A 20,418-nucleotide genomic window follows, 5' to 3' on the forward strand; every position below is an offset into this window, starting at 1 on the left:
CAGGTCTGAGCCGTTAACGTAAAGCAAAGCCGTTTATAGAGGAAGGACTCGTGGAACTCTCGCTCCTTGTTTGGTTGTTGCCGACCCTGGCCCTGGTCATCGGCGTGGTGGTTGGTTTCGTCGTAGCCCGCCTGCTGCCCAATGCCGCGCCGAGCAGCACGCAACGTCAACTGGATGACATCCAGCAGCGTTTCGACAGCTACCAGAACGAAGTGGTCACCCACTTCAACAGCACCGCCGTACTGGTCAAGAAACTCACCCAGAGCTACCAGGATGTCCAGGATCACCTCGCCGATGGCGCCAACACCCTGGCCCTCGACGACGTCACCCGCCAGCGCCTGCTGGCCGCCCTCCACTCCGAAGCGGCCCAAGGCCCACGCGACCGTCTGACCCCGCCGAAGGACACCGCCGAAGTGCCACGCGACTACGCGCCAAAAACGCCGAACTCGCCGGGTATGCTCGATGAGAGCTACGGGCTCAAGCGTTGAGCTGATGCACTGAAAAAGGCCTCGAAAGAGGCCTTTTGTTTTCTGAAGGGTGGAGAAAGGTTTAGCAAGCGGCACCGAGCCTGCAACAGAATCACCCAACGTGCTCAGAACGTATTTCCAAGTGCCTGTCATCCAAGTATCACCGGACCCTGCATAAGCCTATCCAACCCAGGAGAACTCTTATGCTGACTCACCGACAACGCTCATTCATCGCCACTGTCGAGGCCGTGGACGGTAGCCTCAATTTCCTCGATGAACTGCTGGGCAGCCCCGCCGAGATCGGCGGCAATTCTACCCCCACCACGCAAAAACCAACGATGGCTGGCATTGCCCACGCGGGACGGGCCGGCCGCTTTTTCCGCAACACCGTGATAACCACCCGTGGAAACCGAGGAAGCCGAGCACCTGTCTATGAGCAGAATCCCACGTCGGTTGTAAAACCGGTTGAAGCCAACAAGCGTGATGAATCGAATTACCTTGGCTATGTTGCTGAGGCAGTCGATGCCGCGCCGCTGCACCTTTACTTTCGCAGTGTGGAAAAGGGCTACCGGTTGTTCGTTCGGTCTTCCGTTCGCTACGCACGCGCACTTTACATCCATAAGGAAAATTGCGTATGCGCCTTACCCTCCCCCTTCGATAACGCCTACCCAACGCTCTTCGAGTTGCTGGATTGCGACAACATACCCATCACTTTCGCCAGCCTTGAAGACCAGGCAATTGTGCGTCTGGCCCCAGCAGGCCGGCAAACGCCCTTGATGTTGCGCACGTTCAAAGGTGTGCCTTACACCTACGTTTGCACGCAAGGCCAGTCTCCTCTTGAGTTGCGCCTGAGTATTCTGGAAAGAAACGCCGCGTACCTGAACAACCCTGATGAAGTCTGACCTCCAGGCGTAAGGCCCTGACGCGGCTATGCCAATGTCAGGGCCCGTACAGCCGCTTCAACTGCAAACCATCAGCGCCTGGCGAACATCCTCAAGCAGGTCCTCCACATCCTCGAGCCCCACCGACAAGCGCACCAACCCCTCCGATATCCCGTGATGTGCCCGCTCCTTCGGCGTATAGCTGGAATGGGTCATGCTCGCCGGATGCTGCGCCAGCGACTCGGCATCGCCCAGGCTCACCGCCCGCGCGAACAGCTGCAGGGCGTTCATGAAGCGCCGCCCGGCTTCGATGCCGCCCTTGAGCTCAAAGGCGATCATGCCGCCCGGCAGGCGCATCTGCCGTTGAGCGAGTTGGTACTGGGTAAACGAGGGCAGCCCTGGGTAGTGGATAAACTCGACCTGCGGCTGTCGCGCGATAAACTCCGCCACCTGCTGGGCGTTGGCGCAATGGCGGTCCATGCGCAGGGCCAGGGTCTTGATACCGCGCATCAACAGCGAAGCGTCATGGGGCGACAGCACCGCGCCGGTCATGTCTTTGAGGCCTTCCAGGCGTATCCGGTCGATCAGCGCCTTGCGCCCCACCACCAGCCCTGCGGTGAGATCACCATGGCCGCTCAAGTACTTGGTGGCCGAATGCACCACCAGGTCGGCTCCCATTTCCAGGGGCCGCTGCAAATAAGGCGTGCAGTAGGTGTTGTCGACCACGATATGCAAATCATGCCCACGCGCGGCATCCGCCACGGCCGCGATATCGACCAGTTGCATGTTGGGGTTGGCGGGTGTTTCGAAGTAGATCATCCGTGTTTTGCTGGTGATCGCCGCCTTGAGTGCCTTGATGTCGTTAAGGTCGACGTGACGGATTTTCACCCCGAACTCGCCAATGCCATGGTGCAGGAAGGCGAAGGTGCAGCCATACAACGTGCGCCCGACAATCAGTTCATCACCCGGCCGCAGTAGGGTCCAGATCGTCGAGGTAATGGCCCCCATCCCCGAAGCCAGCGCCAGCCCGGCCTCGCCCCCTTCCAACGACGCCATGCGCTGTTCAAGCAAGGCCAGCGTCGGGTTGGAAATGCGGCTGTAGAAGTGCCCCGCCTCCTCTCCTGCAAAGCAGGCAGCGCCGTATTCAACGGTGGGGAAGGCATAGGTCGCTGTTTGATACACCGGCGGCACGAGGGCGCCCCCGTGGGAAAGCGGGTCATAACCATGGTGGATGGCCCGTGTGGAAAAACCGGTGTTGTTATGGGAGTCGCGCATGGCAACAGCCTCTGGTGGTTTGTTATAAGCTTATGCCACCGAGCTGCCTGAGTTTTTCCAAAATAGCCCACGCAATCGAGCACTTTTTGGAACAAAAACAACAATTATTCGATCAGGAGGGCAAACCATGCCTTCGAGCCTCGACCGCACCGACCGCGCCCTGCTCGCCGCCCTGCAGGACAACGCCCGCCTTACCGTCTCCGAGCTTGCCGACCAGGTAGCGCTGACCACCTCGCCTTGCTGGCGGCGGGTCAAATTGCTGGAAGATAACGGCTATATCACCGGGTACCAGGCCATTCTTTCCCCTAAGTCATTGGGGTTTGGCGTCACCGCTTTTGTCAGCATCATGATGGATTCGCATACCAAAGACATGGCCTTGGCCTTTGAGAAGCGGTTGATGGAAATACCCGAAATCGTTGCCTGCCATAATATTTCCGGGCGCTATGACTTCTTGCTGGAAATACTGGCGCGGGACCTTGAATCGTTTGGGGAATTCACCCGGGAAGTACTGCAGCGGTTGCCGGGAGTTAAGGAAATTTATTCGAGCTTTTCGTACAAGGCAGTGAAAGAGAGGCGCGTGATTCCAGTGTCGGAGAAGCACATCTGAGTCAGCGCTATTCATTGCAACTGCACGCCAAACAGGTGCCACAAAAAACCCCGCCGAAGCGGGGTTTTTCATGCAGCTTCAGCGCTTAGATCGCTCCACGCTGACGCAGCACGTCCAGCACCTGCTTCACGCCTTCGTCGACACTGGTGTTCTGGGTATCGATCACCAGGTCAGCGTCCAGCGGCACATCGAACGGGAAGCTTTCACCCGGGATGTTGTCGCCACCGGCAGCATACAGCCCCTGCGGGTCGCGCTCGCGGCAGGCGATTGGCGAGGCCTGGACGTAAACGGTCACCAGGCGCTCCTTGCCGATCAGCGCCTTGGCCTGTTCGCGGCCTTCGGCATCCGGGGCGACGAAGGCGGCCAGGGTCAGCATGCCGGCTTCGTTGAACTGGCGCGCCACATGGGCGGCGCGGCGCCAGTTCTCGGTGCGGCCGGCGCGGTCCTGTGGCAGGCCCTTGTTCAGGTCGTGGCGCAGGTTCTGGCCATCGAGCACGTACACCGCACGGCCCATGTCGAACAGCTTGCGCTCCACGGCGTAGGCCAGGGTGCTCTTGCCAGCGCCGGACAGGCCGCTGAACAGCACGGTGGCCGGCTGCTGGCCGAAGCGCAGGGCGCGCTCTTCGGTGGACACGTGAGCCTGCTTGCCATGCTGGCCGGTGCTGCCGTGCGGCAGCACTGGCTGCGCGATGATCATGCCGGCGCCAACGGTGCCGTTGGTCAGGCGGTCGATGACGATGAACGCACCGGTGGTGCGGTTGCTGTCATAGCCGTCCAGTGCGATGGCGCTGTCCAGGGACACCTTGACGCGACCGATCTCGTTCAGCTGCAGCGCGCTGGCCGCATCCTTTTCGAGGGTGTTCACATCGACCTTGTGGGTGATGCTGGCGATCGAGCCCGGCACATAGCTGGTGGCGCGCTTGATGTCGTATTTCTTGCCCGGGAGCATGGGCTCTTCGGCCATCCACACCAGCATCGCGTCGAACTGGTCGGTCACCGGCGGGACGTTGTCGGCATGCACCAGCAGGTCGCCACGGGAGATGTCGATTTCGTCTTCCATGGTCAGGGTCACGGCCTGGCCTGGGCCGGCGTTTTCCAGCTCACCTTCGTAGGTGACGATGGACTTGACCCGGCTGCTCTTGCCCGACGGCAGCACGACGATTTCGTCGCCCTTGTGCACTACGCCACTGGCGAGGGTGCCGGCAAAGCCGCGGAAGTTCAGGTTCGGACGGTTGACGTACTGCACCGGGAAGCGCAGGTCGGTGAAGTTGCGGTCGGCCGCGACTTCCACGGTCTCGAGGATTTCCATCAGCGCAGGGCCGGTGTACCACGGCGAACGCTCGCTGCGGTTGACCACGTTGTCGCCCTTGAGCGCCGACATCGGCACGAAGTGCAGGCTGCTCGGCGTCAGGTTGATGGCATCGGCGAACTTCAGGTAGTCGGCCTTGATTTCTTCGAACACGCCTTCGTCGAACCCTTTGAGGTCCATCTTGTTGACGGCGACGACGATGTGCTTGATGCCCAGCAACGAGGCGATGTAGCTGTGACGACGGGTCTGGGTCTGCACGCCGTAGCGGGCATCGACCAGAATGATCGCCAGGTCACAGGTGGATGCACCGGTGGCCATGTTACGGGTGTACTGCTCGTGGCCCGGGGTGTCGGCGATGATGAACTTGCGCTTGGCGGTGGAGAAGTAGCGGTAGGCGACATCGATGGTGATGCCCTGCTCACGCTCGGCCTGCAGGCCGTCGACCAGCAGCGCCAGGTCGACTTCTTCGCCGGTGGTGCCGGACTTCTTCGAATCACGGGTGATGGCTTCGAGGTGGTCCTCGTAGATCATCTTCGAGTCGTGCAGCAGGCGCCCGATCAGGGTGCTCTTGCCGTCGTCGACGTTGCCGCAGGTCAGGAAACGCAGCAGTTCCTTGCGCTCGTGCTGGGCCAGGTAGGCGAGGATGTCCTCGCTGATCAGATCAGATTGGTGCGACATGGAGTAACCCTGAAATTAGAAGTAGCCTTGGCGTTTCTTGTCTTCCATGGAGCCGGCGCCATCGTGGTCGATGACACGGCCCTGGCGTTCGGACGTACGGGTCAGGAGCATTTCCTGAATGATGTCCGTCAGGGTCTCGGCTTCGGACTCGACAGCACCCGTCAGCGGGTAGCAACCGAGGGTACGGAAACGCACCTTCTTCTTGACGATGCGGGCCTTTTCTTCCTCGGAGAGGTGCTCGAGGATGCGCTCGTCGTCGATCATGATCAGGGTGCCGTTCTTCTCGATGACTTCACGCTCGGCGGCGAAGTACAGCGGCACGATCGGGATGCCTTCGAGGTAGATGTACTGCCAGATGTCCAGCTCGGTCCAGTTCGACAGCGGGAAGACGCGGATCGACTCGCCCTTGTTGACCTTGCCGTTGTACACGTTCCACAGCTCGGGGCGCTGGTTCTTCGGGTCCCAACGGTGCTTGCTGTCGCGGAACGAGTAGACGCGTTCCTTGGCGCGCGACTTCTCTTCGTCACGGCGGGCACCACCGAAGGCGGCGTCGAAACCATGCTTGTCCAGCGCCTGCTTGAGGCCCTGGGTCTTCATGATGTCGGTGTGCTTGGAGCTGCCATGGGTGAAGGGGTTGATGCCCTGCGCCACACCCTCAGGGTTGACGTGGGTGATCAGCTCCAGGCCCATTTCCTCGACCATCTTGTCGCGGAAGCTGTACATCTCCTGGAATTTCCACTGGGTGTCGACGTGCATCACCGGGAACGGCAGCTTGCCCGGGAAGAAGGCCTTGCGCGCCAGGTGCAGCATCACGGCGGAATCCTTGCCGATCGAGTACAGCATCACCGGGTTGTCGAACTCGGCGGCCACCTCGCGGATGATGTGGATGCTCTCCGCCTCCAGCTGTTTCAAGTGCGTCAGTTTGTCGACCATGGCTACTCACGAAAAACGATCTTATGGACGGCCTGCGGGCCGTGTTCGAGCGAGCCACTTTATCACAGCGGCTGATTCTATTTAGGAGGCGGGCTAGATCGAAACAATCTAACGATATGACTGGGGGTTTGGGCTCTGGCTACTCACCACCAGCCGTTGTAGGAGCAGCCTTGGGCTGCGAAGAGGCCAGTGGTGGCACTTTACCTGTACCGGCCTCTTCGCAGCGCAAGGCTGCTCCTACAGGGGCTGTGGGAGATCCGGAAGGGTTAAATCGGGTTGGGGCAATCGATGAACAGGTGTTCCACGGCGAAGCGCCGGGCCAGGTAGTCGCCCAGGGCCTGCACGCCATAGCGCTCGGTGGCATGGTGCCCGGCGGCGATGAAGCTGACGCCGTTTTCGCGAGCACTGTGGAAGGTCTGTTCCGACGCCTCGCCACTGATGAACAGGTCGACCCCTGCGGCAATCGCGGTGTCGATATACCCCTGCCCGCCCCCGGTGCACCAGCCCACGCGGCGGATCATCTGCTCGCCTTCAACCAGCAACGGCTCACGCCCCATCACCTCTTGCACCCGCCGGGCAAAATCCCGTGCAGTCATCGGCTCGGCCAGCGAACCGACCAAGCCAACCACTTTCGGGTTTTCAGGGTCCAGCGGCCCCTCGACGGTGATATCCAACTGGCGCGCCAGCTGCACGTTGTTGCCCACCTCCGGGTGTACATCCAGCGGCAGGTGGAACGCCAGCAGGCTGATGTCGTGCTTGAGCAGGGTTTTCAAACGGCGCTGCTTGATCCCCGTGATGCACGGGTTCTCGCCCTTCCAGAAGTAGCCATGGTGCACCAGCACCAGGTCGGCCTCGGCCTCGACCGCGGCATCCAGCAACGCTTGGCTGGCCGTGACACCGCTGACAATGCGGCTGACCTGCGGACGGCCCTCGACCTGCAGCCCGTTGGGGCAATAATCCTGGATCTTCGCACTGCCCAGGTAGCGCTCGGCTTCCTCGACCAGGGTGTTCAGAGCGACGGCCATGAAAATCTCCTCGAAATCTGCGTTTTTGCCGGGTTCAACACCCGTATACTGGCCGCCATTATGAGCCGTCGCCGGCCTTGGGGAAACCGGCGTCAGCCGCCTGGGTGCAGGCCAGACAAGCCTTCGCCGATCAGCGGTTTCAGGTGTATGATCGCGCGCGCTCGCGCCCCGTGGCGCTGCTATCTGGCTCCCGCCCTACTCCCAGGATTCGTTCATGTTCAAGGCTCTGCGTTACTTTGGCTGGCCCCTGCTCACCGGTGTGTTGATCGCCATGCTGATCATCCAGCGCTTCCCGCAATGGGTCGGCCTGCCCAGCCAGGACGTCAACCTGCAGCAGGCCCCGCAAACCACCCGGATCATGCAGGGCCCGGTGTCGTATGCCGACGCCGTGACCCTGGCCGCACCGGCAGTGGTCAACCTGTACACCACCAAGGTGGTCAACAAGAGCGCCCATCCGCTGTTCGAAGACCCGCAGTTCCGCCGCTTCTTTGGCGACAACCTGCCCAAGCAGAAGCGCTGGGAGTCAAGCCTGGGCTCGGCGGTAATCATGAGCCCCGAGGGCTACCTGCTGACCAACAACCACGTCACCAGTGGCGCCGACCAGATCGTGGTAGCGCTCAAGGATGGCCGCGAAACCTTGGCGCGGGTGATCGGCAGCGACCCGGAAACCGACCTGGCGGTGCTGAAGATCGACTTGAAGAGCCTGCCGGCCATCACCATCGGCCGCTCCGACAACATCCACATTGGTGATGTCTCGCTGGCCATCGGCAACCCCTTTGGCGTCGGCCAGACCGTGACCATGGGCATCATCAGTGCCACCGGCCGTAACCAGCTGGGCCTGAACAACTACGAAGACTTCATCCAGACCGACGCGGCGATCAACCCGGGTAACTCCGGCGGTGCACTGGTCGATGCCAACGGCAACCTGATCGGCATCAACACGGCCATTTTCTCCAAGTCCGGCGGTTCTCAGGGGATTGGTTTCGCCATCCCGGTGAAGCTGGCGCTGGAGGTGATGAAGTCGATCGTCGAACATGGCCAGGTGATCCGTGGCTGGCTGGGCATCGAAGTGCAGCCGCTGAGCCAGGAACTGGCTGAGTCGTTCGGTATGCAGAATCGCCCAGGCATCGTCGTGGCGGGGATCTTCCGCGAAGGGCCGGCGCAAAAAGCCGGGCTGCAGCTGGGTGACGTGATCATGAGCATCAACGGCGAGCCGGCGGGTGACGGGCGCAAGTCGATGAACCAGGTGGCGCGGATCAAGCCCAACGAGAAGATCACCATCGAGGTGATGCGCAATGGGCAGCAGCTGAAGCTGGTTGCCGAGGTGGGGCTGCGGCCGCCGCCTGCTCCGGCGACGACGCAGGAAGAGAAGTAACACTGGGGCTGCTGTGCAGCCCATTCGCAGCGCAAGGCCGCTCCTACAGGGGGATCGCATTGCCTTGTAGGAGCAGCCTTGCGCTGTGAATGGGCCGCAAAGCGGCCCCACCAGCATCAATGCAGAATCTGGCTCAAGAACAACTTGGTCCGATCACTGCGCGGCCGGTCGAAGAAATCATCCGGCGCCGCCTGCTCCACAATCTCCCCCTTGTCCATGAAGATCACCCGGTTCGCCACGGTGCGGGCAAAGCCCATCTCGTGGGTGACACAGAGCATGGTCATGCCGTCCTCGGCCAGGCCCACCATGGTATCGAGCACTTCCTTGACCATCTCTGGGTCGAGCGCCGACGTCGGCTCGTCGAACAGCATGATCTTCGGTTTCATGCACAGCGCCCGGGCAATCGCCACACGCTGCTGTTGGCCACCCGACAACTGCCCCGGGTACTTGTGCGCCTGCTCAGGGATCCGCACCCGCTCCAGATAATGCATGGCGATTTCCTCGGCCTTGCGCCGCGGCATCTTGCGCACCCACATCGGCGCCAGTGTGCAGTTTTCCAGAATGCTCAGGTGCGGGAACAGGTTGAAGTGCTGGAACACCATGCCCACCTCACGGCGGATCGCCTCGATCTGCTTGAGGTCGTTGGTCAGCTCGACGCCATCGACGACGATGCGCCCCTGCTGGTGCTCTTCAAGCCGGTTAAGGCAGCGGATGGTGGTCGACTTGCCCGACCCGGATGGCCCGCACAGCACGATGCGCTCGCCCTGGCGCACATTCAGGTTGATGTCCTTGAGCACATGGAACTGGCCGTACCATTTGTTCACACCCTGCATCTGGATGATGCCTTCGGGGCCAGCAGGCTGCTTGATCGCTTCACTCATTTCGAAACTCCTAACGCTTGTGGCCAGTGTCCAGCTTGCGCTCCAGGTGCATGGAGTAGCGGGACATACCGAAACAGAAAATCCAGAAAACCAGCGCAGCGAACACGTAGCCCTCGGTGGCCATGCCCAGCCAGGCAGGGTCAGCCGCCGCTTGCTTGACGCTGTTGAGCAGGTCGAATAGGCCGATGATGATGACCAGGCTGGTGTCCTTGAACAGGGCAATGAAGGTGTTGACGATGCCGGGGATCACCAGCTTCAGCGCCTGGGGCAGAATCACCAGGCCCATCGCCCGCCAGTAGCCCAGGCCCATGGCCGCAGCCGCTTCGTATTGCCCCTTGGGGATGGCCTGCAGGCCACCGCGCACCACCTCGGCGATGTACGCCGACTGGAACAGGATCACGCCGATCATCGCCCGCAGCAGCTTGTCGAAGCTCATGCCTTCGGGCAGGAACAGCGGCAGCATCACCGAGGACATGAACAGCACGGTGATCAACGGTACGCCGCGCCAGAACTCGATGAAGGTCACGCAGACCACCTTCACCGCCGGCATCCGCGAACGCCGCCCCAATGCCAGCAGGATGCCCAGCGGCAACGCACCGACGATACCCACGGTCGCTATCACCAGGGTCAGCATCAGCCCGCCCCACTGGCTGGTCGGCACGCTTTCCAGGCCCAGGTAGCCGCCATGCAGCAGGGTGTAGGCAAGGACCGGGTACAGCACCAGGAAGCCCAGGCCATACACGGCCTTGCGCGGGAAGCGCTTGATGAACAGCGGCGCGGCGCCGAGCACGGCCAGCCACACGGTCAGGTCCACGCGCCAGCGCAGTTCCGTCGGGTAGTAGCCGTACATGAACTGGCCAAAGCGCTGCTGCACGAACACCCAGCAGGCGCCCTCCTTGGTGCAGTCTGCGCGGGTGGTGCCGACCCAGTTGGCATCGATCAGCGCCCACTGCAGCAAAGGCGGTACGATCAGCCACACCAAATAAAGGGCGAACAGGGTTAGCAGGGTATTGAGCCAGCTGGAGAACAGGTTGGCACGCATCCATGCGAGCACGCCGACGGTCTTCACCGGTGGCGGCATGTCAGGTTTGAAAACGTGAGCATTCACGGGCGTATCCTCACCGCTCGATCAGCGCAATGCGCTTGTTGTACCAGTTCATCAGCAGCGAAATGCTGATGCTGATGGCGAGATAGACACTCATGGTGATGGCAATCACCTCGATGGCCTGGCCGGTCTGGTTGAGCACCGTACCGGCGAACAGCGAGACCATCTCTGGGTAGCCGATACCGGCCGCCAGCGACGAGTTCTTCGCCAGGTTCAGGTACTGGCTGGTCAGCGGCGGAATGATCACCCGCAGTGCCTGGGGGATGATCACCTTGCGCAAGGTCGGGCCCTCGCGCAGGCCCAGCGAACGCGCAGCTTCAGTTTGGCCATGGCTGACCGAACGGATACCGGAGCGCACGATTTCGGCAATGAACGCCGCGGTATAGATCGTCAGCGCCAGGGTCAATGCCAGCAGTTCCGGGATCAGCACCCAGCCACCGACGAAGTTGAAGCCCTTCAGCTGCGGCACTTCCCAGTGCACGGGGCTGCCGAACAGCAGCACGCAGAGGCCAGGGATGGCAATGAACAGCGCCAGCCCCACCCAAAACTTGTGAAACGGCTCACCGGTCTCGTTGAAGCGTTTGTTGGCAACACGCACCATCACCACGATGGCCGCGATCGCCAGCGCCAGGGCAATGACAAACGGCCAGAAGCCATCGGCCATCGAGGCGCCGGGCATGTTCAGGCCGCGGTTGCTGATGAAGAACAGGTCGTTGATGTTGAAGCTGCCCCGCGGCCCTGGCAGGGTCAGGAACACCGCGAAATACCAGAACAGAATCTGCAGCAAAGGTGGAATGTTGCGGAAGGTCTCCACATACACGGTCGCCAGTTTGTTGATCATCCAGTTCGGTGACAGCCGTGCCACACCGATGATGAACCCCAAGACTGTCGCCAGGATGACGCCGATGATCGTCACCAGCAGCGTGTTGAGCAGGCCGATGACGAACACCCGCGCGTAGCTGTCGGATTCCACATAAGGGATCAAGTGCTGGGCGATGCCGAAGCCGGCACTGCGGTCGAGGAAGTCGAAGCCCGAGGTGATGCCCCGGTGTTGCAGGTTGGTTTGCGTGTTGTGGAACAGGTACCAGCCCAGGCCCACCACGAAGACGATCGTGAGAACCTGGAACAACCACGCGCGCACACGCGGATCGTTCAGGGATAGCCCCTTTTGTGCGCCGATTCGATTTTGCATGAAGTGCCCCGGACAGTAGGGATTCGAACAGCCTGCGGCGGCGGGATGCCGCCGCAGGGTGCAGCCATCAGCGCACAGGTGGCGCGTACTGGATGCCGCCGTTGTTCCACAGGGCGTTCATGCCACGGTCGATCTTCAAGTCAGTGCTCTGGCCTAGGTTCTTCTCGAACACTTCGCCATAGTTGCCCACTTGCTTGACGATCTGGACTACCCAGTCTTTGGGCAGCTTGAGGTCTTTGCCGTACTCGCCGTCAGCGCCAAGCAGGCGGGCGTTGTCCGGGTTCTTGGTGGATTTGGCCTCAGCCTCGACGTTCTTCGACGTGATGCCGGCCTCTTCGGCGTTGAGCATGGCGAACAGGGTCCACTTGACGATGCTGAACCATTCTTCGTCGCCCTTGCGCACCACGGGGCCCAGGGGTTCCTTGGAGATGGTTTCCGGCAGCACCACGTAGTCGGTCGGCGCGGCCAGCTTGGAACGCTGGGCGAACAGCTGCGACTTGTCCGAGGTCAGCACGTCGCAACGGCCGGATTCCAGCGACTTGGCGCTTTCGTCGGAGGTGTCGAAGGTGATCGGGGTGTACTTCAGGTTATTGGCGCGGAAGTAGTCGGACACGTTCAGCTCGGTGGTGGTACCGGCCTGGATGCAGATGGTCGCGCCATCGAGCTCTTTGGCACTGGAAACCCCCAGCTTCTTGTTGACCAGGAAGCCGACGCCGTCATAGTAGGTGACACCGGCGAACACCAGGCCCATGCCGGCATCGCGCGAGCTGGTCCAGGTGGTGTTGCGCGACAGCACGTCGACTTCGCCAGACTGCAGCGCAGTGAAGCGTTCCTTGGCGTTGAGCTGGCTGAACTTGACCTTGGTCGCATCGCCGAACACGGCGGCAGCGACGGCGCGGCAGACATCGGCGTCGATACCGACGATCTTGCCTTGCGCATCAGGTACCGAGAAGCCTGGAAGACCGTCGCTCACGCCACACTGGACGAAGCCCTTCTTCTTTACCGCATCAAGCGTGGCGCCGGCCTGGGCGGTTGTCACAGCGCCCAGCGCAGCGGCAGCGGTCAGGACTGCCAGGGTGGTTTTCAACATCTTCATTCACAACCTCCAAATCGCTCTTGTTGTACCGAGCCGGAATTGCACCGCACCCTTTTGAGGCGTATCCGACCCGTGTTGGCTTGTTATTGGGTCAATGGCGCAATGGGCTGTTCTATGACAGCCTTCACGTGCAAAGGGTGTTACCGTCACGGCCTGACCCTTGCATCGGATGATTCATAGCAAAGGGCGTACCACAGTTGACGGCTAAAGCGTTTAAGCGCTCGTCAAGTAGGGAAAGTTGTATCGTTGCGACATTCTTTTTCCGACAATCATTTGCAGCGCCTTCTTTTTACGCACACGAAAACAAGACACGCACACTTTCGGAGCAGTCATGACCAACCCGCTGATTCTCGAACCGCAGAAAACCGCCGACGCCTGTGTGATCTGGTTGCACGGCCTGGGCGCCGACCGTTACGACTTCCTACCGGTTGCCGAATTCATGCAGGAACGACTGCTCAGTACCCGGTTCATCATGCCCCAGGCCCCTACCCGCCCAGTCACCATCAATGGCGGCTATGCCATGCCCAGCTGGTATGACATCAAGGCCATGACCCCAGCGCGCGCCATCGACGAGGCGCAACTGGAGGAATCGGCCGACCAGGTGATCGCGCTGATCAAGGCCGAACAGGCCAAAGGCATCAATCTGTCGCGGATTTTCCTGGCCGGTTTCTCCCAAGGTGGCGCCGTGGTGCTGCACACGGCTTATATAAAGTGGCAAGAAGCCCTTGGCGGGGTGATCGCGCTGTCCACCTACGCGCCAACCTTCAACGATGCCCACGAACTCAGCGCCTGCCAGCAACGCACCCCGGCCCTGTGCCTGCATGGCGTGCACGACCCAGTGGTGATCCCTTCGATGGGGCGCACGGCCTTCGAATACCTGAATACTTGGGGTGTTGCCGCCCAATGGCACGAGTACCCGATGGAGCATGAAGTGGCCATCGAGGAACTGAGCGATATCCACGACTGGTTGAGCCAGCAATTGCAATAAGCCAGGCTCGCCCGTCGTTGTAGGTGTATTCCGCTACGCCGTGTCCAGTTCTTGCTTTACACTGCCCGGCGTACATTCCTTAACCAGTTGATGAGACGATCGTGCTCAAGGCACTCAAAAAAATATTCGGCAAAGGAGACGCCGCGCCTCAGGCCGTCGATCCCGCTGCCAGCGTGAAAACGCCCGCGCCTGCTCCCGCTGCTGTGGCTCAGCCCCAGTCTCAGCCAGCGCCTCAGCCGGCCCCGACACCTGCCGACGCCAGCCCTGAAGCCCAAGCGCCTGCCGCCACCGACAAACCGGCCAAGGACAAACCGCGCCGCGAACGCAAGCCAAAGCCGCAGGCCAGCCTGTGGAAGCTGGAAGATTTCGTGGTAGAGCCGCAGGAAGGTAAAACCCGCTTCCACGACTTCAAGCTGTCCAGTGAAGTGATGCACGCGATCCACGACCTGGGCTTCCCCTACTGCACGCCGATTCAGGCGCAGGTATTGGGTTACACCCTGCGCGGCCAAGACGCGATCGGCCGGGCCCAGACCGGCACCGGCAAGACCGCCGCGTTCCTGATCTCGATCATTTCCCAGCTGCAGCAGACGCCGCCGCCCAAAGAACGCTTCATGGGCGAACCGCGCGCGCTGATCATCGCGCCAACCCGCGAACTGGTGGTGCAGATCGCCAAGGACGCCGCCGCCCTGACCAAGTACACCGGCCTGAACGTCATGAGCTTTGTCGGCGGCATGGACTTCGACAAACAGCTCAAGGCCCTGGAAGCGCGTCATTGCGACATCCTGGTCGCCACGCCGGGCCGCCTGCTGGACTTCAACCAGCGCGGTGAAGTGCACCTGGACATGGTCGAAGTGATGGTGCTGGACGAAGCCGACCGCATGCTCGACATGGGCTTTATCCCCCAGGTACGTCAGATCATTCGCCAGACCCCGCCGAAAAGCGAACGCCAGACGCTGCTGTTCTCCGCCACCTTCACCGAAGACGTGATGAACCTGGCCAAGCAGTGGACCACCAACCCGGCCATCGTCGAGATCGAGCCAGAAAACGTCGCCAGCGAGACGGTCGAGCAGCACGTCTACGCGGTGGCCGGCAGCGACAAGTACAAGCTGCTGTACAACCTGGTGACCCAGAACAAGTGGGAACGGGTGATGGTGTTCGCCAACCGCAAAGATGAAGTACGGCGTATCGAAGAGAAGCTGGTGCGCGACGGTATCAACGCCGCCCAACTGTCGGGTGACGTGCCGCAGCACAAGCGCATTCGTACGCTAGAGAGTTTCCGCGAAGGCCGGATTACCGTGCTGGTGGCCACCGACGTGGCGGGCCGCGGTATCCACATCGATGGCATCAGCCACGTGATCAACTTCACCCTGCCCGAAGATGCCGATGACTATGTTCACCGCATCGGCCGTACCGGCCGCGCGGGGACCAGTGGCGTGTCGATCAGCTTTGCCGGCGAGGACGATTCCTACCAACTGCCGGCGATCGAAGAGCTGCTGGGGCGCAAGATCAAATGCGAGATGCCGCCGGATGAGCTGCTCAAGCCGGTGCCGCGCAAGCATCATTGAGGCACGCAGAGCCCAGGTAAGTCGCGATCTCTGTAGGAGCAGCCTTGTGCTGCGAAGAGGCCGGTGACAACACAGTCATCGTTGGTGTTAGCACTGGCCCTTTCGCAGCACAAGGCTGCTCCTACAGAGGCCGTGCTGCTTCCGAAGTACACCGATCGGCTTACCAGCGCCCCGCCGCATCCTGGTCACTCTGCTTCCCTTCCACCCAGCGCGGCCCGTCCTGGGTGTTTTCCTTCTTCCAGAACGGCGCCCGGGTCTTCAGGTAATCCATGATGAAGTTGCAGGCATCGAACGCCGCCTGCCGATGGGCACTGGCCACACCGACGAAAACGATCGGTTCGCCCGGCTCCAACGCGCCAATCCGGTGCAACACCTCGACCTTGAGCAAGGGCCAGCGCTGCTCGGCCTCGACCACGATCTTGGCCAACGCCTTCTCGGTCATCCCCGGGTAGTGCTCAAGGAACATCCCGGCCACCTCGCGGCCATCATTGAAATCACGCACGTAGCCGACAAACCCGACCACCGCGCCCACGCCGACATTCGCGGCATGCATGGCATTGACCTCGACACCCGGGTCAAACGCCCCGTGCTGCACTCGCACCGTCATGCTCAGCCTCCGGTCACCGGCGGGAAGAACGCCACTTCGTCGTCCTCTTGCAGCGGCTCGTCGAGCCGGCACAGCTCTTCGTTGCGCGCGCACATCAGGTTCTGCTCCGCCAGCAATTCATATTGCCCGCCCTTGGCCACCAGCGCCTTGCGCACATCGTCGATCACCGCAAAGTCACCTTCCACACGTTCGGCATCGAGCCCGAGCAATTCCCGGTAACGGGCGAAATACATCACCTTGACCTTCATTACGCGTCCACCTTGTAGTGGCCGCTCTTGCCGCCGAGTTTTTCCAGCAGGCGCACCTGCTCGATCACCATGCCCTTGTCCACGGCCTTGCACATGTCGTAGATCGTCAGCGCGGCAACGCTGGCAGCGGTCAGTGCCTCCATCTCGACGCCGGTCTGGCCGGCCAGCTTGCAGCGGGCGACGATGCGCACTGCGTCCTGCCCTTCGGCGCTGAGCTCGACCTTGACGCTGGTCAACATCAGCGGATGGCACAGCGGGATCAGGTCGCTGGTTTTTTTCGCCGCCTGGATACCGGCAATGCGCGCCACGGCGAACACATCGCCCTTGGGGTGCTCACCGTCGACGATCATCTGCAAGGTCTGCGGCAACATGCGCACCCGCGCCTCAGCAATCGCCTCGCGCTCGGTCACGGCCTTTTCAGTGACGTCGACCATGTTGGCCCGCCCCTGGGAATCAAGATGTGTCAGCACTGCTCTGCTCCTGTGAAGGGAACACAGAGTGTAAACCTGTGGGTCAGGTTTGAGCAGTGGCATGTACTGTCGGTGCTGGCCTCTTCGCGGGGCAAGCCCGCTCCCACAGGATCTCCACTGGCCTTGAATCGAGTGGATCTACTGTGGGAGCGGGCTTGCCCCGCGAAGAGGCCGGGCGGCGTACCGCCCGGCTGGGTGGGTTACAGATGCGACTCGGCGTACTCGGCCAGTACCGACCGTGGCACACCCTGCAGGGTGATGTGCACGCCATGGGGGAAGTCCTTGAAGCGCTCGGTCAGATAGGTCAGGCCCGAGCTGGTCGCGGACAGGTAAGGGGTATCGATCTGCGCCAGGTTGCCCAGGCAGACCACCTTGGAACCGGAACCGGCACGGGTGATGATGGTTTTCATCTGGTGCGGCGTGAGGTTCTGGCACTCGTCGATCAGGATCAGGCTCTGCTGGAAGCTGCGACCGCGAATGTAGTTCAGCGACTTGAACTGCAGCGGCACCCGCTCAAGGATGTACTCGACGCTGCCGTGGGTGCTCTCGTCATCCATGTGCAAGGCTTCGAGGTTGTCGGTGATGGCACCCAGCCAGGGCTCCATCTTCTCCGCTTCGGTGCCCGGCAGGAAGCCGATCTCCTGGTCCAGCCCCTGCACGCTGCGGGTAGCGATGATGCGCCGGTAACGCTTGCTGACCATGGTCTGCTCGATGGCCGCGGCCAGGGCCAGGATGGTCTTGCCCGAGCCAGCGGCGCCGGTCAGGTTGACCAGGTGGATATCCGGGTCGAGCAAGGCGAACAGGGCCAGGCTCTGATGGATGTCTCGCGGTTTCAGGCCCCAGGCTTCCTGGTGCAACAGGGGTTCCTGATGCAGGTCGAGCAGCAGCAGTTCATCATCGCGGATGCCCTTGATCCAGCCGACGAAGCCTTGTTCATCGATGATGAACTCGTTGATGTGCACTGCCGGCAGGTTGTCGATCATTTGCACACGATGCCAGGTGCGGCCCCGTTCCTGGCGGGTGTCGACCTTGCTGACCCGGTCCCAGAACGAGCCGGTGACCGAATGGTAGCCCTTGGACAACAGCGACACGTCATCGACCAACTGGTCGGTGCTGTAGTCCTCGGCCGCGATACCGCAAGCACGCGCCTTCAGGCGCATGTTGATGTCTTTGGTGACCAGCACCACGTCAAGGTCGGTGCGCCGGGCCCGTACTTCGAGCAACTGGTTGATGATGATGTTGTCGTTGAGGTTTTCCGGCAGCAGCTTGTTCGGCTCGTTGCGCGGGGTCATCAGGATGGACAGGAAGCCCTTGGGCCCACTCTTGTTGCGCTGGATCGGCACGCCCTGCTCGACATCGCTGGGCGAGGCGTTACCTAAGGTCTGGTCGATCAGGCGAATGGCCTGGCGGCATTCGGCGGCGATGCTTTGTTTACCGGTCTTGAGCTTGTCGAGTTCCTCCAGCACCGTCATCGGAATGGCGACGTGGTGCTCCTCGAAGTTGAGCAATGCGTTGGGGTCGTGAATCAGGACGTTGGTATCGAGCACATACAGGATTGGCTTGCTGGAGGAAGGGTTGCGTCCTTGGTCATCCATACTCGGTCACCTTATGTCGAAGCCACACGGCGCGGTCTGCTGCGCCGCAGAGTGACTGCCGGTCTTCCCGTATCCGCGTTGCTACGGGCGGGAAGCGAACCTGACACGGTGGATGACGCCACCTGTGCTGCAGGGCTCGGCTGTCTGGTTTCTTCATACCGCATAAACGATGACTAAAAAAAGCATTTTTACGCGCAGGTGAAGTTTATTTTTCCGATTGACGAACAGGGGTTGGCGAGGGGGCGAGTGAGGTCTACAGTCAGATATTAGTCCCCCTGCTCACGATGCCCATAAGCGTGGCAGCCCTCCCAGCCAATGCCGCTCTGGGCGGTGTTGCGCAACAACCATTCCACCGCCGGCTGTGCCTTGGGCAGGCTGTCGTGGAATTGGATCACCCCCTTGCGCCACAGCAGCATCAAGGTCAGCACCCGCTGCGCCGAGGCCTCTGCGCTCAACGGGCCCTCATCCTGGGCATCGATATCCCACAACGACACCTGCAACCGCTGGCTGGCCATGAACGCTTCGCCATCGGCTCGACGCTGGCCATAAGGCGGGCGAAACAGCGGCACGTACTGCGCCGGCAGGTCAGCCTGTACCCGCGCCTGGCTGCGCCGCAACGAATCCTGCCAGCCCTGCCACTGGGCATGAGAGCGGTACTCCCAGCCCTGAATACCCACGCATTGCCCGCGATAGAGCTGTCGCAGGGCCTCCACGGTAGCAGCGTCACGGCGTTGCTGCAGGCGATTGCCAAGCACGAAGAACGTGCCTTCAAGCTTTTGCCGGCGCAGGTAATGGGTGAGGGTATCGGTATAGCCGCCGTCGGGCCCTGGGCCCCCCACGAAGGTCAGCAGGAACATGCGATCGTTGAGCTCATCGCCATTGCGTTCCCGGTTGGAAAGGCGCTCGACCTCGCTGCTGGTGTTCGGCAACAGGGCGGCCTTGCGCAGTTGCTCATCCAGGTAACGGACATGGAACTGATGGCTCGGCTCGACCCAGCCGGTATAAAACGTGCCGACATCTGCAGCGAACGTCGCTGCCTGCGTACGCAAATCCGCCATCGACGTGACCGGGTAGCAGAACGAAGCATCCTGTTCGCAGCTACGCTGGGCCTGTTGATAACCCTGCCATAAACGCTGCCACAGGCGTGCACGCACCAAGCGGACCTTTTGCAGGTTGATCTGCCGCAACCCTAACCGGGCCGCCAGTGCGCCATCGTCCAGCAGTTCGCTCTCGTGCAGCACCTGGGCGAACGAGAGGATCTCGGCGCGCGAGGCCACATCGAACAGCGCCGGGCTGTCCAGCTTTTCGGGCCACAGGCTGCGGTCCAGGCTTGCCTGGGGTGATGGGGCGGCCTGCACGGCCAGGCTCAACAACGTGGCCAGCAAGGCCGATGCAATGCGCACGGTGGGAAGCTCCGCAACAGCAAAACGCGCACTATAGCGCCTGGCTTGGCGATGGTCTGTGACTATCGTCGGCATAGTTTGGACTTGCCAGGCCCAGCCCGTAGAATCCCCGGCAACGATTCCAGGAGCCGACCCGATGCTGACGGTGATTTCCCCCGCCAAGACCCTCGACTACGACACCCCGCCGGTGACCGAGCGTTTCACCCTGCCCCAGTACCTGGACGACTCCCAGGCACTGATCGTGCAACTGCGCGAGCTGTCGCCCGCCCAGATCAGTGAACTGATGCACCTGTCCGACAAACTCGCCGGCCTCAACGCCGCCCGTTTCGGCAGCTGGACCCCAGACTTCACCCCGGCCAACGCCAAGCAAGCGTTGCTGGCGTTCAAAGGTGACGTGTACACCGGCCTCGATGCCGAGAGCCTTGGCGAAGACGACTTCAGCTACGCCCAGGACCACCTGCGCATGCTCTCTGGCCTGTACGGCCTGCTGCGCCCGCTCGACCTGATGCAGGCGTACCGCCTGGAAATGGGCACCAAGCTGGCCAATGCCCGCGGCAAGGACCTGTATGCCTTCTGGGGCACGCGCATCAGCGAATGGCTGAACCAGGCCCTGGCCGACCAAGGTGACGACGTGTTGTTGAACCTGGCCAGCAATGAGTACTTCAGCGCGGTAAAACGCAGCGCCTTGAAGGCCCGCGTGATCAACGTCGACTTCAAA

20 protein-coding genes are annotated in these 20,418 nt (G+C 61.6%); 7 read left to right on the forward strand and 13 right to left on the reverse strand.

Annotation, left to right across the window (positions count from 1 at the left end; translation table 11 throughout):
- Positions 1-50: 50 nt before the first annotated feature.
- Together GIB19_RS22240 and GIB19_RS22245 are read left to right on the forward strand one after the other, a co-directional pair.
- Positions 51-488, forward strand: coding sequence for a YhcB family protein (locus GIB19_RS22240; RefSeq protein WP_027593992.1), 438 nt, complete (start codon positions 51-53; stop codon positions 486-488).
- Between the two features lie 182 nt (positions 489-670).
- Complete coding sequence (locus tag GIB19_RS22245; protein WP_274888002.1) at positions 671-1,369, forward strand: hypothetical protein; 699 nt, start codon at positions 671-673, stop codon at positions 1,367-1,369.
- A 57-nt stretch (positions 1,370-1,426) separates the two neighbouring features.
- On the opposite strand, the gene GIB19_RS22250 is transcribed toward GIB19_RS22245, so the two are convergent.
- On the reverse strand, positions 1,427-2,623 hold the full coding sequence (locus GIB19_RS22250; protein WP_099430378.1) for a methionine gamma-lyase: 1,197 nt from the start codon (positions 2,621-2,623) through the stop codon (positions 1,427-1,429).
- 127 nt (positions 2,624-2,750) lie between these two features.
- On the opposite strand from GIB19_RS22250, the gene GIB19_RS22255 reads away from it, so the two are divergent.
- Positions 2,751-3,230 carry an Lrp/AsnC family transcriptional regulator gene (locus tag GIB19_RS22255; RefSeq protein WP_027595326.1) on the forward strand — a complete coding sequence of 160 codons (480 nt, stop codon included), beginning with the start codon at positions 2,751-2,753 and terminating at the stop codon, positions 3,228-3,230.
- 85 nt (positions 3,231-3,315) lie between these two features.
- Here the strand turns inward: GIB19_RS22255 and cysN are convergent, their stop codons facing one another.
- The 3 genes from cysN to GIB19_RS22270 form a co-directional block, all read right to left on the reverse strand.
- Positions 3,316-5,217 (reverse strand): sulfate adenylyltransferase subunit CysN, encoded by a 1,902-nt coding sequence (gene cysN, locus GIB19_RS22260; RefSeq protein WP_027595325.1) that lies wholly within the window; start codon positions 5,215-5,217, stop codon positions 3,316-3,318.
- A gap of 15 nt (positions 5,218-5,232) precedes the next feature.
- Positions 5,233-6,150: a sulfate adenylyltransferase subunit CysD gene (gene cysD / locus GIB19_RS22265; protein WP_003251799.1), complete on the reverse strand. Its 918-nt coding sequence runs from the start codon at positions 6,148-6,150 to the stop codon at positions 5,233-5,235.
- A 266-nt stretch (positions 6,151-6,416) separates the two neighbouring features.
- The gene (locus GIB19_RS22270; protein ID WP_027595324.1) at positions 6,417-7,175 is read right to left on the reverse strand and encodes a Nif3-like dinuclear metal center hexameric protein; all 759 of its coding nucleotides are present in this window, start codon (positions 7,173-7,175) and stop codon (positions 6,417-6,419) included.
- A gap of 214 nt (positions 7,176-7,389) precedes the next feature.
- Between GIB19_RS22270 and algW the strand changes: the two genes are divergently transcribed.
- On the forward strand, positions 7,390-8,550 hold the full coding sequence (algW, locus tag GIB19_RS22275) for a Do family serine endopeptidase AlgW (RefSeq protein WP_027595323.1): 1,161 nt from the start codon (positions 7,390-7,392) through the stop codon (positions 8,548-8,550).
- A 116-nt stretch (positions 8,551-8,666) separates the two neighbouring features.
- Here the strand turns inward: algW and GIB19_RS22280 are convergent, their stop codons facing one another.
- The 4 genes from GIB19_RS22280 to GIB19_RS22295 all read right to left on the reverse strand — a co-directional run bounded on the left by GIB19_RS22280 (position 8,667) and on the right by GIB19_RS22295 (position 12,824).
- Positions 8,667-9,431 carry an amino acid ABC transporter ATP-binding protein gene (locus tag GIB19_RS22280; RefSeq protein ID WP_003251792.1) on the reverse strand — a complete coding sequence of 255 codons (765 nt, stop codon included), beginning with the start codon at positions 9,429-9,431 and terminating at the stop codon, positions 8,667-8,669.
- A 10-nt stretch (positions 9,432-9,441) separates the two neighbouring features.
- Positions 9,442-10,539: an amino acid ABC transporter permease gene (locus GIB19_RS22285; RefSeq protein WP_027595322.1), complete on the reverse strand. Its 1,098-nt coding sequence runs from the start codon at positions 10,537-10,539 to the stop codon at positions 9,442-9,444.
- Positions 10,540-10,549: 10 nt separating this feature from the next.
- Entirely contained in the window at positions 10,550-11,728 is a 1,179-nt protein-coding gene (locus GIB19_RS22290) for an amino acid ABC transporter permease (RefSeq protein WP_274888008.1), read from the reverse strand.
- A gap of 67 nt (positions 11,729-11,795) precedes the next feature.
- The gene (locus GIB19_RS22295) at positions 11,796-12,824 is read right to left on the reverse strand and encodes an amino acid ABC transporter substrate-binding protein (RefSeq protein WP_027595320.1); all 1,029 of its coding nucleotides are present in this window, start codon (positions 12,822-12,824) and stop codon (positions 11,796-11,798) included.
- Positions 12,825-13,155: 331 nt separating this feature from the next.
- On the opposite strand from GIB19_RS22295, the gene GIB19_RS22300 reads away from it, so the two are divergent.
- Both GIB19_RS22300 and rhlB read left to right on the forward strand, forming a co-directional pair.
- A complete protein-coding gene (locus GIB19_RS22300) occupies positions 13,156-13,812 on the forward strand; it encodes an alpha/beta hydrolase (protein ID WP_274888009.1) in 657 nt (218 codons plus the stop codon).
- 101 nt (positions 13,813-13,913) lie between these two features.
- Complete coding sequence (gene rhlB / locus GIB19_RS22305) at positions 13,914-15,377, forward strand: ATP-dependent RNA helicase RhlB (protein WP_274888011.1); 1,464 nt, start codon at positions 13,914-13,916, stop codon at positions 15,375-15,377.
- Positions 15,378-15,537: 160 nt separating this feature from the next.
- Here rhlB and moaE read toward each other — a convergent pair whose 3' ends face one another.
- The 5 genes from moaE to GIB19_RS22330 form a co-directional block, all read right to left on the reverse strand.
- Entirely contained in the window at positions 15,538-15,984 is a 447-nt protein-coding gene (gene moaE / locus GIB19_RS22310) for a molybdopterin synthase catalytic subunit MoaE (protein WP_027595317.1), read from the reverse strand.
- A gap of 2 nt (positions 15,985-15,986) precedes the next feature.
- Entirely contained in the window at positions 15,987-16,232 is a 246-nt protein-coding gene (locus GIB19_RS22315; protein WP_027595316.1) for a MoaD/ThiS family protein, read from the reverse strand.
- On the reverse strand, positions 16,232-16,702 hold the full coding sequence (moaC, locus tag GIB19_RS22320) for a cyclic pyranopterin monophosphate synthase MoaC (protein ID WP_027595315.1): 471 nt from the start codon (positions 16,700-16,702) through the stop codon (positions 16,232-16,234). The genes GIB19_RS22315 and moaC overlap by 1 nt, the downstream gene beginning before the upstream one ends.
- Before the next feature lie 200 nt (positions 16,703-16,902).
- Positions 16,903-18,297 (reverse strand): PhoH family protein, encoded by a 1,395-nt coding sequence (locus tag GIB19_RS22325; protein WP_027595314.1) that lies wholly within the window; start codon positions 18,295-18,297, stop codon positions 16,903-16,905.
- Positions 18,298-18,563: 266 nt separating this feature from the next.
- The gene (locus tag GIB19_RS22330) at positions 18,564-19,700 is read right to left on the reverse strand and encodes a polysaccharide deacetylase family protein (RefSeq protein ID WP_274888012.1); all 1,137 of its coding nucleotides are present in this window, start codon (positions 19,698-19,700) and stop codon (positions 18,564-18,566) included.
- Positions 19,701-19,836: 136 nt separating this feature from the next.
- Between GIB19_RS22330 and yaaA the strand changes: the two genes are divergently transcribed.
- Positions 19,837-20,418: peroxide stress protein YaaA (gene yaaA / locus GIB19_RS22335; RefSeq protein ID WP_274888013.1), on the forward strand; the 582-nt coding region annotated here is incomplete at its 3' end.

The sequence above is a fragment of the Pseudomonas sp. ITEM 17296 genome (assembly GCF_028895205.1).
Taxonomy (GTDB): Bacteria; Pseudomonadota; Gammaproteobacteria; order Pseudomonadales; family Pseudomonadaceae; genus Aquipseudomonas; species Aquipseudomonas kermanshahensis.

Excerpts from the sequence above, each read along its gene's own strand:
- GIB19_RS22245 (WP_274888002.1), top strand. The coding sequence starts at position 671 with ATGCTGACTCACCGACAACGCTCATTCATCGCCACTGTCGAGGCCGTG.
- GIB19_RS22250 (WP_099430378.1), bottom strand. The coding sequence starts at position 2,623 with ATGCGCGACTCCCATAACAACACCGGTTTTTCCACACGGGCCATCCAC.
- GIB19_RS22255 (WP_027595326.1), top strand. The coding sequence starts at position 2,751 with ATGCCTTCGAGCCTCGACCGCACCGACCGCGCCCTGCTCGCCGCCCTG.
- cysN (WP_027595325.1), bottom strand. The coding sequence starts at position 5,217 with ATGTCGCACCAATCTGATCTGATCAGCGAGGACATCCTCGCCTACCTG.
- cysD (WP_003251799.1), bottom strand. The coding sequence starts at position 6,150 with ATGGTCGACAAACTGACGCACTTGAAACAGCTGGAGGCGGAGAGCATC.
- GIB19_RS22270 (WP_027595324.1), bottom strand. The coding sequence starts at position 7,175 with ATGGCCGTCGCTCTGAACACCCTGGTCGAGGAAGCCGAGCGCTACCTG.
- algW (WP_027595323.1), top strand. The coding sequence starts at position 7,390 with ATGTTCAAGGCTCTGCGTTACTTTGGCTGGCCCCTGCTCACCGGTGTG.
- GIB19_RS22280 (WP_003251792.1), bottom strand. The coding sequence starts at position 9,431 with ATGAGTGAAGCGATCAAGCAGCCTGCTGGCCCCGAAGGCATCATCCAG.
- GIB19_RS22290 (WP_274888008.1), bottom strand. The coding sequence starts at position 11,728 with ATGCAAAATCGAATCGGCGCACAAAAGGGGCTATCCCTGAACGATCCG.
- GIB19_RS22295 (WP_027595320.1), bottom strand. The coding sequence starts at position 12,824 with ATGAAGATGTTGAAAACCACCCTGGCAGTCCTGACCGCTGCCGCTGCG.
- GIB19_RS22300 (WP_274888009.1), top strand. The coding sequence starts at position 13,156 with ATGACCAACCCGCTGATTCTCGAACCGCAGAAAACCGCCGACGCCTGT.
- moaE (WP_027595317.1), bottom strand. The coding sequence starts at position 15,984 with ATGACGGTGCGAGTGCAGCACGGGGCGTTTGACCCGGGTGTCGAGGTC.
- GIB19_RS22315 (WP_027595316.1), bottom strand. The coding sequence starts at position 16,232 with ATGAAGGTCAAGGTGATGTATTTCGCCCGTTACCGGGAATTGCTCGGG.
- GIB19_RS22325 (WP_027595314.1), bottom strand. The coding sequence starts at position 18,297 with ATGGATGACCAAGGACGCAACCCTTCCTCCAGCAAGCCAATCCTGTAT.